Here is a 12308-nt window from a genome sequence, read left to right as displayed (position 1 = left end):
CGTACGACTGCCACCCTAATCTGTGAGAAGGATCGAGGTGGTTGTTCCTGAAATTCAATTTCGACCGCGCCTTCAGCGACCTGTCGGTGTTGCTCGGCTGCGTGGCGCATTTCACCACCGAGGCCGAGATGGAGGGTGACCTCATGGCTGCCAGCGCGGCGCGGATTCTCAGCGGGCTGGCCAAGGGGCTGATCGATGACATGGAGCTGGGGCTGAACCGGTAGCGGTGAAAGGGGGCCGCAAAGCGGCCCCAGGGATGCCAGACCGAGCCACTGTCGTTAGACTGTCATCTCCTCACCACCGGACAGGAGTCCCGGCGTGCCCGACCCCCGCAGTTTCCCCAGCGACCTGTGCCTCGACAGCCCACGCCTGCAGTTGCGCCCCATGCGTCATGGCGACGCGCAGCAGTGGCTGACCATCATGGCCGACCCCGAGGTCATGCGTTACTGGTACCACGCCCCCTGGCAGACCCTGGCCGAGGCCGAGAGCGCCCTGGCCGCCGACCGCGAGGCGTATGCCGCCGGCCAGTTGCTCAAGCTGGGCATGTACCGCCGTGACAATGGCGAGCTGATCGGCATGGTCCAGCTGTTCAACCTCGAAGAGACCTCGCGCCGGGGCGAAATCGGCTACTGCCTGGCCAAGTCGGCCCAGGGCCGGGGCTACATGGATGAAGCGCTGACCTGCTTCATCGACTACCTGGCCCACACCCTGCACCTGCGCCGCCTGGAGGCGGAAATCGACCCGCGCAACCAGGGCTCGGCACGTACCCTGGAGCGCCAGGGCTTCGTCCTTGAGGGCACCCTGCGCGCCCGCTGGTGCGTGGCCGGCGAGCTGTCTGACTCGGGGCTTTACGGTCTGTTGCTCGAACCGCCTGTCGCCTGACGCCCGCTTGCGCTATGGTCGCGCCTTTCGCTGCTGGATGGAGCCTGCGCGTGCCTGCTTTTTATGTGATGTTCACCCTCGTGCTGTTCCTTCTTTGCCTGTGTTTCGATGGCCTGCTGATGGGCGTCGACGGGCATATGCCGGCGCTGCAGATACTGGTCATGGGCCCATGGGGCATTGCCTTCGGGTTGTACCAGTGGTTTGCCAATCCGTTGTTGGGGCTGGCAATCCTCGCCCGCCGGCGTTTTCGCCGGGTGGCGCTTGGCGCGGGCCTGATCGCCCTGGGCCTGGCGCTCAGTTGCCTGGGCATCGAGCGGCTGCCGGACAACCGCAGCTATGATTTCCTGCCGCTTACCGGTTTCGGCCCCGGCTACTACCTGTGGACTCTGGCAATCCTGCTGTTCTGCCTGGGGCAGGGATGGTGGTGCCGCAAGGCGCAGACGGCGCAGGATATGCCGCGCTGGCGCTGGTTCGATGTGCTGCTGATCGCGGTGCTGACGAGCACGATCTACCTGGCGACTCAGATGCCCAGCCTGGGCGTGCAGATTCGCAGTTCCGACGAGCCAATGGAGCAGGTACAGGCAGGCTGAACTCTCCAGATTGGCTGCGCGGCCTTTTTGTCGGGGCCAGACGCGCCTTGGGTTTGGAAAGACGGCAGGGGCTGGGTTAAGGTCGCAGCTCGTCCGCTTTTACCAGGTGCCTGACTTGCCCGCTTTCTACCTGACCACAAGCCTCGCCCTGTACCTGCTGGGCCTGGCCTTCGATGGTGCCCTGACAGGTGCGGGGCGACATGTACCGGCATTGCAGATGCTGCTCTACGGGCCGTGGGGTATTGCCTTTGGCCTGTACCAGTGGTTCGCCAACCCACTGCTGGCGTTGGCGATCCTCGCCCACCGACGGTTCCGCCGCCTGGCACTGGGGTGCGGCCTGCTGGCGCTGTATCTGGCGGCCAGCAGCTTTGCGATCACCCGCTTGCCGGACAACCAGAGCTACGCCTTCCAGGACGTGACCGGCTTTGGCGCGGGCTTCTACCTGTGGTTGATGGCGATCCTGGTGTTTTGCATGGGGCAGCTCTGGTGGTGCTGGAAGGCGCGTTCAGCAGCGGATGTACCGGGCTGGGGCTGGCTCGATGTGGCGCTGATCGCGGCCCTCAGCGTGGCGCTGTATGCCGGTACGCAGATGCCGTCGCTGCGTTTCGAGCCGCACAAGGTGATCGTGCCGCCGGAGCAGCCGCAAAGCTTGTGATGGCCTTACCGCGCCGTCCCCCATTGCACCACGATCATCCCGATCACGATCATCCCCACCCCCGCCAGTCGCAACAGGTTAACCGGCCGCTCCGGCAGTCCCATCAGGCCGAACTGGTCGATCAGCAGCGACGACAGCACCTGCCCGGCCACCACGCAGACGATGAACCCCGCCGCGCCTAGCCGTGGCGTCAGCACCAGCGCGGCGGTGATGTAGAGCACCCCGGCAACCCCGCCGAACCAGGCCCACCAGGGCGCATGGGCCAGTTGCTGCACCTGCGGCAGCGGCGCGCGCATCAGCAGCAGGGCCGGCACCAGCATCAGCAGGCTGACCAGCAAAGAAACACCGGCCGCCCACAGCGGATGGTCGAGCAGGCGTCCGAGCGCGGCGTTGCTGCCCGCCTGAAACGGCACTGCGGCCCCGGCAAGCAGGGCGATGAGCAAGGGGAGGGCGGCGAAGAGGCTGGCGGGCATGGTGTCTACTCCTGATGAAAACACTGGCGTCAGTCTTCGCTATGCATTTGAATGATGGAAATTCGAACGTTGCACAGGCTGTATTCGTGGCATGGATGATTTGCGCCGTATCGACCTCAATCTACTGCTGTCCCTGCACGCCCTGCTCAGCGAGCAGCATGTCTCGCGTGCGGCATTGCGCCTGCACCGCAGCCAGCCGGCGGTCAGCCATGCGTTGGCGCAGTTGCGCGAGATCTTCGCCGATCCGCTGCTGGTTCGACGCGGTGGCCGCTTGCAACTGACGGCCCGCGCCGAAGCTCTGCACGCGCCGTTGCAGGAGGCTTTGCAGCAACTCGACGGATTGCTCGGCACGCCGGGCTTCGAGCCGGCGCGGGCCCGGCGTACCTTTCGCCTGGCCATGTCCGACTATGGCGCCCGTGTGGTGTTGCCAGCGTTGATGCGCCTGCTGCGACGCGAAGCGCCGGGCATCGACCTGGTGGTGTCCCAGGGCAGCCGCGAGGCGATGCTCGGCCAGTTGATCGACGGCGAGGCGGACCTGGCGCTGGGTGTGTTTCCCGAGTTGCCGACGGAAATGGCCCAGCAGGTGCTGTTCGAGGAGTCCTTCGTCTGTCTGGCTGACCGCGCCAGCCTGCCGCCCCGCGCCAGCCTGGCGCTGGACCCGTGGCTGGCGCGCCCCCATGTGCTGGTGGCGGTGCGCCCCGGCATCGACAACGAGATCGACCAGGCCCTGGCCACCTTGGGCGCGCGTCGGCGCATCGCCTTGACCCTGCCGCATTGGGGCGTGGCCCAAAGTGTGATTGCCGGGACCGACCTGGTGCTCACCGTGGCCCGGCGCAGCCTCGTTGGTGCTCGCCTGGACCCGGCCCTGCGCCAGTTCGCGCCGCCCCTGGCGATCTCGCCGTTCGCCTTCGCCCAGGCCTGGCACTCGCGGCGCGACGGCGATGCCGGGCACCGCTGGCTGCGGGCGCAAATCCAGGCGCTGTGCGTGAACGAAGGCGGAGCAGGGTGCTAGGCTGTGCCGCATTCATTTGCGAAAAGGGAAGCCCATGTTCAAGCATTGCCTGGTCGGCGCCGCCGCCCTGCTGATCGTTGCCGGCGCCCAGGCCGAGGACTATTCGCCTACTTACACCCAGTGCATGGACAAAGCCTCCAGCACGCTGGCAATGGGCGCCTGCATCCAGGCCGAAACCCGGTTGCAGGATGACCGGCTGAACCGGGTCTACAAGCAGCTCATGGCCAAGCTCGACAGCCAGCAGCAGAAGGACCTGCGCGAAGTACAGCGCACCTGGATGAAGTACCGCGACGGCAACTGCGCGTTCCACGGCAAGTTGAGCAACGGCAGCATCTACCGCATCGAAGGCGCGATGTGCGAGATGGACATGAGCAAGGACCGGGCGGCGGAGCTGGAACGGGTGCTCAGCCCGGGGCAGTAGCGCAGCATCAGCTTACAGATTGGCGGGTGAACTGGTCGGCTGAAGGGTATCGCCGCGACGCTGATGGCTGTATTTTTGTACAGCTCATGGACAGCACGTTCACCAAGGGAGGAGCACATGCCTGAAAGCATCGATGTCGCCAATTACTTCCTCACCCTGGAAGGCGAGACGGGTGAGATCTCGAACCTGAAGCTGCAGAAGCTCGTCTACTACGCGCAGGGCTTCAGCCTGGCCTTGCTGGGCGCCCCGTTGTTCGAAGAGCGTATCGAGGCCTGGATGCATGGCCCGGTCGTGGCCGACCTCTACCGTCGGTTCAGCCAGCATGGCTCGAACCCGGTCCCGATGCCTGCAGTGTTCGAGTCGACCTGCTTTTCCAGGGATCAGACCCGCCTGATCAAGGAGGTCTTCGAGGTCTATGGGCAGTATTCGGCGTGGAAGCTCCGTCAACTGACCCATGAAGAAGACCCCTGGCGGGACAACTATCAGGAGGGCGCTTTCAGCCGGGAGATTCCCCGGGACGAAATGCAACGGTATTTCAGGAATCACCTGGTGAACTGAGCGATGGTACGTAAGCGGCTCAAGGAGCGAGATGCCCAGGGAAATCAGGTAAGGGCACGCCACATGGCTGGCGAGTCTGACGAGTCGGACCTGCGCCCCCCGGTGTTCTCACTGGAGTATCTGCCATCAGGTTGGTGCATTCAGGACTGCCAGCAGGCAGAGCGCGCCAGGATGCTCGAGCGCTTGCGTCAGATCAGTCAGCGCACGTGGCGAGAGATCCGCCAGCTCGATCGCCATGGCTATGGTACGGAGACGATTTCGCGCGGCAGTATCAGGGCTGTATTGCCTTTATTCCTCACTGAAGATGTTCGGCTGCTGGCGTTCAGGGCTTTCGACCTGGTGGCGATGGTGGGGTACCGCAGTGGGCGGATTTTTCATGTGATCTGGATAGATCGTGAGTTCAAGTTGTACAAGCATTGACGCGGAGTACAGTGACCCCTTTGGTTGGGCGGGCAAGCCCGCTCCAACAGGGGAGTAGGAGCGGGCTTGCGAGTCAGGCGCCGCGTTGCTCACGCAGTGCCCGGGCCTTCAGGTACTCACGCACTTCCACCCCGTCTCCGGCGAACTCGATCCGTTGTGCCTTGGCCGCCCGCTGGTAGGCGTACATCGGATCGTAGTATTCCTTGAGCAGCCCTTCGATCCACCCTCGGTGCAGGCTCACGTCACCACTGCGCAACTGCTCCTCCAGCGCCTGGTCGAGCAACGCCGACAGCCGCTGGAAGCGCTCGCCGCCCAGGCGCTTGTAGATGTTGGCCATGCTCTGGCGCATGCGTTCGGCGAACAGCGGGCCGCCGGCCTCTTCACCGTGCACGGCGATGAACTCGGCGCACAGGTTGATCACGTAATCGCGCAGGATGCGTTCCACGCGATGCGCGAAGCTGTCTTCGAGCCACACCAGCGGATAGCGTTGCATGCCCTGGTAAAGCTCCAGCGGTACCGCGCAGCTGCCGACCACGCGGCCTTCGTCCTCGAGCACGAACTGGTCGAAGCCACGCTCGCGTTTCTTCAGGATGTCGATGGCCAGCGTATTCTCGAAGTCGATCTGCGCCGGCTGCGCGGTGGCGCGCTTGCCGAAGCTGGAGCCGCGGTGGTTAGCGTGGCCTTCCAGGTCCAGCACGTTGTCCAGCTGGAGCAGCACGTCGGTCTTGCCGGTGCCGGTCAGGCCGCCCAGCAGCACGAAGTCGCAGTGCTGCACCGCTTGCTGGGTGGTTTCCAGCAGCAAGGTGCGCATGGCCTTGTAGCCGCCCACCACCTTCGGATACTGGATGCCGGCTTCCTTGAGCCAGCCCTGGACGATCTGTGAGCGCAACCCGCCACGGAAGCAGTAGAGGTAGCCGTCGGGATGAGCCTGGGTGAATGCCGCCCAGGCCTCCAGGCGCTGCTCTTTGAGCGCGCCGTTGACCAACTGGTGGCCCAAGGCAATGGCGGCGGCCTGACCCTGCTGCTTGTAGCAGGTACCGACTTTCTGCCGCTCCTGGTCGTTCATCAGCGGCAGGTTGACGGCGCCGGGGAAAGCGCCCTTGGTGAATTCGATCGGCGCGCGCATGTCCATCATCGGCACGTCGTCGAGGAACAGCTGTTTCAGCTCGGTGCAGTCGGGGCGCATCAGATCACCTCGACTGCGTGGCTCTGTCGCTCGACCAGCTCGCCGATCGGCGCCAATTCGAGCCCGAGCTCCCGTGTCACGGCGAGGAATTCGGCCTCGCCCTGCGGGCTGACTGCCACCAGCAGGCCACCGCTGGTCTGCGGGTCGCACAGCAGGTGCTTCTGCTCGTCGCTCAGCGCGCCGATCTTGTGGCCGTAGCTGTCGAAGTTGCGCAAGGTGCCGCCTGGGATGCAGCCCTCGGCCAGGTAATGTTCGACGCTGGGCAGGCGCGGCACCGCAGCGAATTGCAGGCGCGCGGTGAGGCCGCTGCCTTCGGCGACTTCGACCAGGTGGCCGAGCAGGCCAAAGCCGGTGACGTCGGTCATCGCCTGCACGCCGTCGAGCTTGCCGAAGCGGCTTCCCGGTGTGTTGAGGGTGCACATCCAGTCGCGGGCCAGGCCCTGGTCCTGTTCGCGCAGCTTGGCCTTCTTCTCGGCGGTGGTGAGGATGCCGATGCCCAGCGGCTTGGTCAGGTACAGGCGGCAGCCGACGCTGGCGGTGTCATTGCGCTTGAGGTGGCGCTTGCTCACCACGCCGGTCACGGCCAGGCCGAAGATCGGTTCCGGGGCGTCGATGGAGTGGCCACCGGCCAGGGGGATGCCTGCCTCTGCGCAGACCGCTCGACCACCGCGGATCACTTCGCGGGCGACCTCCGGCGGCAATAGGTTGATCGGCCAGCCGAGGATGGCGATGGCCATCAGCGGGTCGCCGCCCATGGCGTAGATGTCGCTGATGGCGTTGGTGGCGGCGATGCGACCGAAGTCGTACGGGTCGTCGACGATGGGCATGAAGAAGTCGGTGGTCGAGACCACGCCGCGCTCGTCATCCAGGGCGTATACGGCAGCGTCGTCGCGCGAGGCGTTGCCGACCCAGAGGTTCGGGTCGAGGGCCTGCGTACCGCTCTCGGCGAGGATCACATCCAGGACCTTGGGAGAAATCTTGCAGCCGCAACCAGCGCCGTGGCTGTACTGTGTCAGACGAATCGGCTCGCTCATGTGCACCTCGACTTTTCGTGATGCGCGATTGTAGCAAAGCTGGCCTTTGTGCCTGCGACTCTTATACTTCCCGCGATGCGACACTGACCCAAGCCCCGCTATTGAACCGGAGAACCCCCCATGCTCAAACGCCCCCTGGCACTGTTTGCCGGTCTCGCGTTGTCCTGCTGCGCCGTGGTCGCCCAGGCCGCCGACGTCCTGCGCGTCAGCGCCATCCCCGATGAAGCACCGACCGAACTGCTGCGCAAGTTCAAGCCGCTGGGTGAATACCTCGAGCAGCAGTTGGGCATGAAGGTGCAGTTCGTGCCGGTCGCCGACTACCCAGCGGTGGTCGAGTCGCTGGCCAGCGATCGCCTGGACCTGGCCTGGCTGGGGGGCTTCACCTTCGTTCAGGTGCACCTGAAGGACTCGACCGCCACGCCATTGGTGCAGCGGGAGCAGGATGCCCAGTTCACCTCCAAGTTCATCACCGCCAACCCTGACGTGAAGAGCCTGGCCGACCTGAAGGGCAAGACTTTCGCCTTCGGCTCGATTTCGTCCACCTCCGGCAGCCTGATGCCGCGCTACTTCATGCTCAAGGAAGACAACATCAAGCCTGAGAGCTACTTCAGCCGCGTCGCCTATTCCGGTGCCCACGACGCCACCGTGGCCTGGGTGGCGGCGGGTAAGGTCGATGCAGGCGTACTCAACGCCAGCGTATGGCAGAAACTGGTCGATGCCGGCAAGGTCGATACCGACAAGGTCAAGGTATTCGCCACCACACCGACGTATTACGACTACAACTGGACCGTGCGCGGCAAAATGGACCCGGCGCTGAAAGAGAAGATCAAGCAGGCCTTCCTCGCCCTGGATCCGGCCAAGCCTGCGGACAAGGTGATCCTAGACCTGCAGGCCGCCAGCCGCTTCATCGAAACCAAGCCTGAGAACTACCAGGGTACCGAGCAGGCCGCGCGCGAGGCCGGCCTGCTGAAGTGAGCATTCGTCTGCACGAGGCCAGCCTGCGCCACGGCAAGGTACAGGCCCTGAATGCCGTCGACCTGTGTATCGACAAGGGGGAGCGGGTTGCGATCATCGGGCCCTCCGGGGCCGGCAAGTCCAGCCTGCTGCACCTGATGGCCACGGCCACCCGGCCCAGCGCCGGGCTGCTCGATGTGCTCGACGCGCAGCCGTGGGCGTTGTCGGCGCACGCGCGCCAGCGCCTGCGCGCGCGCATCGGCCTGGTGCACCAGGCGCCGCCGTTGCCGCCGCGCCAGCGAGTGGTGACGGCAGTGCTGGCCGGTCGGCTGGGGCAGTGGAGCACCTTGCGTGGCCTGCTCAACCTGGTGCATCCGGGCGATGTGCCGGGAGCCCGTCAGGTTCTGGCTGACCTGGGGCTGGCGGACAAGCTGTTCGTCCAGTGCGGGCAGTTGTCCGGGGGGCAGCTGCAGCGGGTCGGCATCGCCCGAGTGCTCTACCAGCGCCCGGAGGTGCTGTTGGCCGATGAGCCCGTTTCGGCTATGGACCCGGTCCTGGCCGATCACAGCCTGGCGCTGCTCAATCGGCATGCCCAGGCGCATGGCGTGACCCTGGTCGCCAGCCTGCATGCGGTGGAGCTGGCGCTGGCGCATTTCCCGCGGGTCATTGGTATCCGCGAAGGGCAGGTGGCCTTCGACTGCCCGGCTGAGGCGGTGAGCGAAAGCCTGCTTGAGGCGCTCTACGCCAATGAACAGCTGGCCTCGCCGGTCAGCGTGGGAGCGACCCTGACCGTGCAGATTCCGCGATGTTGAACGCCGCCGCCCGCGACCCCGCAGCGCTGCCCCGTTTGTTGCTGACGCTGTTGTGCCTGGCGCTGCTGTGGCCGGGGCTTTACGTGAGCGAGCTGAACCCCGGCGTGCTGCTGCAGGCGGAGAACCGTCAGCAGATGGCCAGTTTCGTCGGTGCTTTCTGGCCGCCGGCCCACGATGCGGCGTTTCTCGGCCTGCTTTGGGTTGCTACCTTGCAGACCTTGGCCGTGGCGACCGTCGGCATGGCCCTGGCCCTGTTGTTGGCGGTGCCGGCCAGCCTGCTGGCCAGCCGCGCCCTGTCGCTGCGTGCGGCATCCCAAGGCGTTCGCCCAGGCTCCTGGTCACGGGGTATGCGCCTGCCGGTGCGTGGCCTGCTGGTGTTCCTGCGCAGCGTACCGGAGATCGTCTGGGCGCTGCTGTTCGTCCGCGCCGTGGGCCTTGGGCCGACCGCCGGGGTGCTGGCCATCGCCATCACCTACAGCGGCATGCTCGGCAAGGTCTACGCGGAAATCTTCGAGTCGGTGGACCAGCGCCCGGTGCATGCCTTGCTGCAGGCCGGCAGCGGTCGTCTGTCCGCTTTCTGCTACGGCATCCTGCCCAACGCGGCGGCGGAAGTCGTGTCGTATACCGTTTACCGTTGGGAGTGCGCGGTACGCGCTTCGGTGGTGATGGGTTTCGTCGGGGCCGGAGGGCTGGGGCAGCAGATCGACCTGTCGATGCGCATGTTTGCCGGTGACCAGGTGGCGAGCATGTTGCTGGCGTTCCTGGCACTGGTGATGTTGGCCGACCTGCTCAGCCGCTTGCTGCGCGGGAGGCTTGCATGAGCCGGGCGATAAACTTGTTGGTGCTGCTGGGTATCGTGGTAGCGGTGTTGGCTTCATTCGCCTACCTGGAGCTGGACCTGCATGCCGTGATCGGCGATGGAGGGCTCGGGCAGATGGCCGAGTACGCTGGGCGCTTCCTGCAACCGGACCTGTCGCTCGAGCATCTGCGCGCCGTGGGTCATGGCGCGCTGGAAACCCTGGCGATGTCCGGGTTGGGTACCCTGCTGGCGATGCTGTTGGGCATGGTGCTGGCGTTGCCGGCCGCCGGGCGTTTTGGCTGGTCGTTGCAGGGCGCGTCGCGCCTGCTGCTCAACGCGCTGCGGGCGATTCCGGAACTGGTCTGGGCCGCGCTGACCGTGCTGGCCGCAGGCCTGGGGCCGAATGCCGGTACGCTGGCGCTGGCCCTGCACACTGCCGGGGTGCTGGGGCGGCTGTTCGCCGAGGCGCTGGAAAATGCACCGCCAGAGCCTGCGGCGGCGATCCGCTTGCAAGGTGGCAGCCAAGTGGTGGCGTTCTGTTTCGGCACGTTGCCCAATCTGTGGCCGCAACTGCTGGCGTACAGCCTCTATCGCTGGGAGAACAACATCCGCATGGCCAGCGTGCTGGGCTTCGTGGGGGCGGGCGGGCTGGGGCAGATGCTCTACGCGACCCTGAGCCTGTTCCAGGAGGCCCAGGCCAGTACGGTGATCATCGCCATGCTGGTGCTGGTGTTGCTGGTGGACGCCCTGAGCGATGTGTTGCGCCAACGTTTCGTGCGCGCCTGAGTGTATTTCGCGGCACCTGATCCCTGACTGTAGTCCTGCTCCGGGCCCACGCCAAGCCCTGTTCGTCAATCCGAAAAATAAACTTCACCTGAGCGTAAAAAGACTTTTTCCGGTCATGGTTTTTGCGGTATCAAGGAACCAGACAGCCGAACCCTGCAGCACAGGTGGCGTCATCCACGCCTTCCTTGCCAGGTGAGCTTCCCGCCCGTAACGACGCGGATACGGGGAGAACGGCAGTCACTCTGCGGCGCAGCCGTTCGCGCCGTGTGGCTTTCACATAAGGTGAACGAGTATGGATGACCAAGGACGCACCCCTTCCTCCAACCAGCCAATCCTGTATGTGCTCGATACCAACGTCCTGATTCACGACCCCAACGCCCTGCTCAACTTCGAGGAGCACCACGTCGCCATACCGATGACGGTGCTGGAGGAACTCGACAAGCTCAAGACCGGTAAACAGACCATCGCCGCCGAATGTCGCCAGGCCATCCGCTTGATCGACCAGACCCTCGGCGACGCCTCGCCCAGCGATGTCGAGCAGGGCGTGCCGATCCAGCGCGGCAAGAGCGGGCCCAAGGGCTTCCTGTCCATCCTCATGAGCACGCGCAACGAGCCCAACCGCCTGCTCCCCGAGAACCTCGCCGACAACATCATCATCAACCAGCTGCTGGACCTGCGCGCCAAGCGCAAGGACCTCGACGTGGTGCTGGTGACCAAGGACATCAACATGCGCCTGAAGGCGCGTGCCTGCGGGATCGCCGCCGAGGACTACAGCACCGACCAGTTGGTCGACGATGTGTCCTTGCTGTCCAAGGGCTACCACTCGGTCACAGGGTCGTTCTGGGACCGCGTGAGCAAGGTCGACACGCGTCAGGAGCGTGGCCGTACCTGGCATCGGGTGCAGTTGACGGACAACTTGCCCGCCGTGCACGTCAACGAGTTCATCATCGACGAACAGGGCTTCGTCGGCTGGATCAAGGGCATCCGCAACGACGAGCTGCTGCTGCTCGACCTGCACCAGGAACCGCTGCTGCACCAGGAAGCCTGGGGCCTCAAGCCACGGGACATCCACCAGAGCCTGGCGCTGTTCGCCTTGCTCGACCCGGATATCCACCTGGTCAACCTGACCGGCGCGGCGGGCTCAGGCAAGACCATCCTGGCGCTGGCCGCGGCCATCGAGCAGACCATGGTCAGCAAGCGCTACCGGCGCATCATCGCCACCCGTAGCGTGCAGGGGCTGGACCAGGAGATCGGCTTCCTGCCGGGCACCGAGGCGGAGAAGATGGAGCCTTGGCTGGGCGCGATCACCGACAACCTCGAAGCCTTGCACATGGATGACGAGAGCACCCACGGCAGTGTCGAGTACATCCTCGAGCGGGTGCCGCTGCAGTTCAAGTCGCTGAACTACATCCGTGGGCGCAGCTTCCAGCAGAGCCTGATCCTCATCGACGAGTGCCAGAACCTCACGCCACACCAGATCAAGACCATCATCACCCGTGCCGGGACCGGCTCGAAGGTGGTCTGCCTGGGCAACCTGGCGCAGATCGACACCCCTTACCTGTCGGCCACCAGTTCCGGGCTGACCTACCTCACCGAGCGCTTCAAGGACTTCCCCCACGGCGTTCATATCACCCTGCAGGGCGTGCCACGCTCGGTACTGGCCGAGTACGCCGAGTCGCACCTGTAACCTGTCGCCAGCAAGCCCGTCCCCACTTTTGGGGCGGGC

16 protein-coding genes are annotated in these 12308 nt (G+C 65.2%); 13 read left to right on the top strand and 3 right to left on the bottom strand.

Going from position 1 to position 12308, the window contains the following annotated elements; genetic code table 11:
* Nucleotides 1-41: 41 nt before the first annotated feature.
* The 4 genes from ACQ4OD_RS15680 to ACQ4OD_RS15665 all read left to right on the top strand — a co-directional run bounded on the left by ACQ4OD_RS15680 (nucleotide 42) and on the right by ACQ4OD_RS15665 (nucleotide 2127).
* Nucleotides 42-224, top strand: a complete 183-nt coding sequence (locus ACQ4OD_RS15680) for a DUF3077 domain-containing protein (RefSeq protein ID WP_139668728.1) — start codon at nucleotides 42-44, stop codon at nucleotides 222-224.
* Nucleotides 225-318: 94 nt separating this feature from the next.
* Nucleotides 319-882 carry a GNAT family N-acetyltransferase gene (locus tag ACQ4OD_RS15675; protein ID WP_139668730.1) on the top strand — a complete coding sequence of 188 codons (564 nt, stop codon included), beginning with the start codon at nucleotides 319-321 and terminating at the stop codon, nucleotides 880-882.
* A 50-nt stretch (nucleotides 883-932) separates the two neighbouring features.
* A complete protein-coding gene (locus ACQ4OD_RS15670) occupies nucleotides 933-1472 on the top strand; it encodes a YfhO family protein (protein WP_139668733.1) in 540 nt (179 codons plus the stop codon).
* Nucleotides 1473-1587: 115 nt separating this feature from the next.
* Nucleotides 1588-2127: a hypothetical protein gene (locus tag ACQ4OD_RS15665; protein WP_139668735.1), complete on the top strand. Its 540-nt coding sequence runs from the start codon at nucleotides 1588-1590 to the stop codon at nucleotides 2125-2127.
* Between the two features lie 5 nt (nucleotides 2128-2132).
* On the opposite strand, the gene ACQ4OD_RS15660 is transcribed toward ACQ4OD_RS15665, so the two are convergent.
* Nucleotides 2133-2600 carry a DMT family transporter gene (locus ACQ4OD_RS15660; RefSeq protein ID WP_198754359.1) on the bottom strand — a complete coding sequence of 156 codons (468 nt, stop codon included), beginning with the start codon at nucleotides 2598-2600 and terminating at the stop codon, nucleotides 2133-2135.
* Nucleotides 2601-2691: 91 nt separating this feature from the next.
* Here ACQ4OD_RS15660 and ACQ4OD_RS15655 point away from each other — a divergent pair, with 91 nt between their 5' ends.
* The 4 genes from ACQ4OD_RS15655 (at nucleotide 2692) to ACQ4OD_RS15640 (ending at nucleotide 5011) form a co-directional block, all read left to right on the top strand.
* Nucleotides 2692-3612, top strand: a complete 921-nt coding sequence (locus tag ACQ4OD_RS15655) for a LysR family transcriptional regulator (protein WP_430944553.1) — start codon at nucleotides 2692-2694, stop codon at nucleotides 3610-3612.
* A 34-nt stretch (nucleotides 3613-3646) separates the two neighbouring features.
* Nucleotides 3647-4033 (top strand): lysozyme inhibitor LprI family protein, encoded by a 387-nt coding sequence (locus ACQ4OD_RS15650; protein ID WP_046857044.1) that lies wholly within the window; start codon nucleotides 3647-3649, stop codon nucleotides 4031-4033.
* Between the two features lie 117 nt (nucleotides 4034-4150).
* On the top strand, nucleotides 4151-4591 hold the full coding sequence (locus tag ACQ4OD_RS15645) for a Panacea domain-containing protein (protein ID WP_198754360.1): 441 nt from the start codon (nucleotides 4151-4153) through the stop codon (nucleotides 4589-4591).
* A gap of 3 nt (nucleotides 4592-4594) precedes the next feature.
* The gene (locus tag ACQ4OD_RS15640) at nucleotides 4595-5011 is read left to right on the top strand and encodes a hypothetical protein (protein WP_430944552.1); all 417 of its coding nucleotides are present in this window, start codon (nucleotides 4595-4597) and stop codon (nucleotides 5009-5011) included.
* Nucleotides 5012-5084: 73 nt separating this feature from the next.
* On the opposite strand, the gene mnmH is transcribed toward ACQ4OD_RS15640, so the two are convergent.
* Nucleotides 5085-6197: a tRNA 2-selenouridine(34) synthase MnmH gene (gene mnmH, locus ACQ4OD_RS15635; RefSeq protein WP_139668744.1), complete on the bottom strand. Its 1113-nt coding sequence runs from the start codon at nucleotides 6195-6197 to the stop codon at nucleotides 5085-5087.
* Nucleotides 6197-7231, bottom strand: a complete 1035-nt coding sequence (gene selD / locus ACQ4OD_RS15630; protein WP_198754363.1) for a selenide, water dikinase SelD — start codon at nucleotides 7229-7231, stop codon at nucleotides 6197-6199. Before selD ends, mnmH begins: the two co-directional genes overlap by 1 nt.
* Nucleotides 7232-7351: 120 nt before the next feature.
* On the opposite strand from selD, the gene ACQ4OD_RS15625 reads away from it, so the two are divergent.
* From ACQ4OD_RS15625 to ACQ4OD_RS15605, 5 genes are all read left to right on the top strand, one after another.
* Nucleotides 7352-8206 carry a putative selenate ABC transporter substrate-binding protein gene (locus ACQ4OD_RS15625; RefSeq protein WP_430944551.1) on the top strand — a complete coding sequence of 285 codons (855 nt, stop codon included), beginning with the start codon at nucleotides 7352-7354 and terminating at the stop codon, nucleotides 8204-8206.
* On the top strand, nucleotides 8203-8997 hold the full coding sequence (locus tag ACQ4OD_RS15620) for a phosphonate ABC transporter ATP-binding protein (RefSeq protein WP_139668750.1): 795 nt from the start codon (nucleotides 8203-8205) through the stop codon (nucleotides 8995-8997). The genes ACQ4OD_RS15625 and ACQ4OD_RS15620 overlap by 4 nt, the downstream gene beginning before the upstream one ends.
* On the top strand, nucleotides 8991-9818 hold the full coding sequence (locus tag ACQ4OD_RS15615; protein ID WP_430944550.1) for a PhnE/PtxC family ABC transporter permease: 828 nt from the start codon (nucleotides 8991-8993) through the stop codon (nucleotides 9816-9818). The genes ACQ4OD_RS15620 and ACQ4OD_RS15615 overlap by 7 nt, the downstream gene beginning before the upstream one ends.
* Nucleotides 9815-10582, top strand: coding sequence for a phosphonate ABC transporter, permease protein PhnE (phnE, locus tag ACQ4OD_RS15610; protein ID WP_139668753.1), 768 nt, complete (start codon nucleotides 9815-9817; stop codon nucleotides 10580-10582). Before ACQ4OD_RS15615 ends, phnE begins: the two co-directional genes overlap by 4 nt.
* Nucleotides 10583-10874: 292 nt before the next feature.
* Complete coding sequence (locus tag ACQ4OD_RS15605; protein ID WP_102685458.1) at nucleotides 10875-12269, top strand: PhoH family protein; 1395 nt, start codon at nucleotides 10875-10877, stop codon at nucleotides 12267-12269.
* Nucleotides 12270-12308 lie beyond the last annotated feature (39 nt).

The sequence above is a fragment of the Pseudomonas sp. WC1 genome, from assembly GCF_050586565.1.
Classification (GTDB): Bacteria; Pseudomonadota; Gammaproteobacteria; order Pseudomonadales; family Pseudomonadaceae; genus Aquipseudomonas.
Note: the sequence above shows the minus strand (reverse complement) of the source record. Positions and strands in the feature narration are given on the sequence as shown.

Coding starts and splice junctions, on each gene's coding strand:
- phnE (WP_139668753.1), top strand. CDS start 9,815: ATGAGCCGGGCGATAAACTTGTTGGTGCTGCTGGGTATCGTGGTAGCG.
- ACQ4OD_RS15625 (WP_430944551.1), top strand. CDS start 7,352: ATGCTCAAACGCCCCCTGGCACTGTTTGCCGGTCTCGCGTTGTCCTGC.
- ACQ4OD_RS15605 (WP_102685458.1), top strand. CDS start 10,875: ATGGATGACCAAGGACGCACCCCTTCCTCCAACCAGCCAATCCTGTAT.
- ACQ4OD_RS15660 (WP_198754359.1), bottom strand. CDS start 2,600: ATGCCCGCCAGCCTCTTCGCCGCCCTCCCCTTGCTCATCGCCCTGCTT.
- ACQ4OD_RS15650 (WP_046857044.1), top strand. CDS start 3,647: ATGTTCAAGCATTGCCTGGTCGGCGCCGCCGCCCTGCTGATCGTTGCC.
- mnmH (WP_139668744.1), bottom strand. CDS start 6,197: ATGCGCCCCGACTGCACCGAGCTGAAACAGCTGTTCCTCGACGACGTG.
- ACQ4OD_RS15640 (WP_430944552.1), top strand. CDS start 4,595: ATGGTACGTAAGCGGCTCAAGGAGCGAGATGCCCAGGGAAATCAGGTA.
- ACQ4OD_RS15655 (WP_430944553.1), top strand. CDS start 2,692: ATGGATGATTTGCGCCGTATCGACCTCAATCTACTGCTGTCCCTGCAC.
- ACQ4OD_RS15645 (WP_198754360.1), top strand. CDS start 4,151: ATGCCTGAAAGCATCGATGTCGCCAATTACTTCCTCACCCTGGAAGGC.
- ACQ4OD_RS15615 (WP_430944550.1), top strand. CDS start 8,991: ATGTTGAACGCCGCCGCCCGCGACCCCGCAGCGCTGCCCCGTTTGTTG.
- selD (WP_198754363.1), bottom strand. CDS start 7,231: ATGAGCGAGCCGATTCGTCTGACACAGTACAGCCACGGCGCTGGTTGC.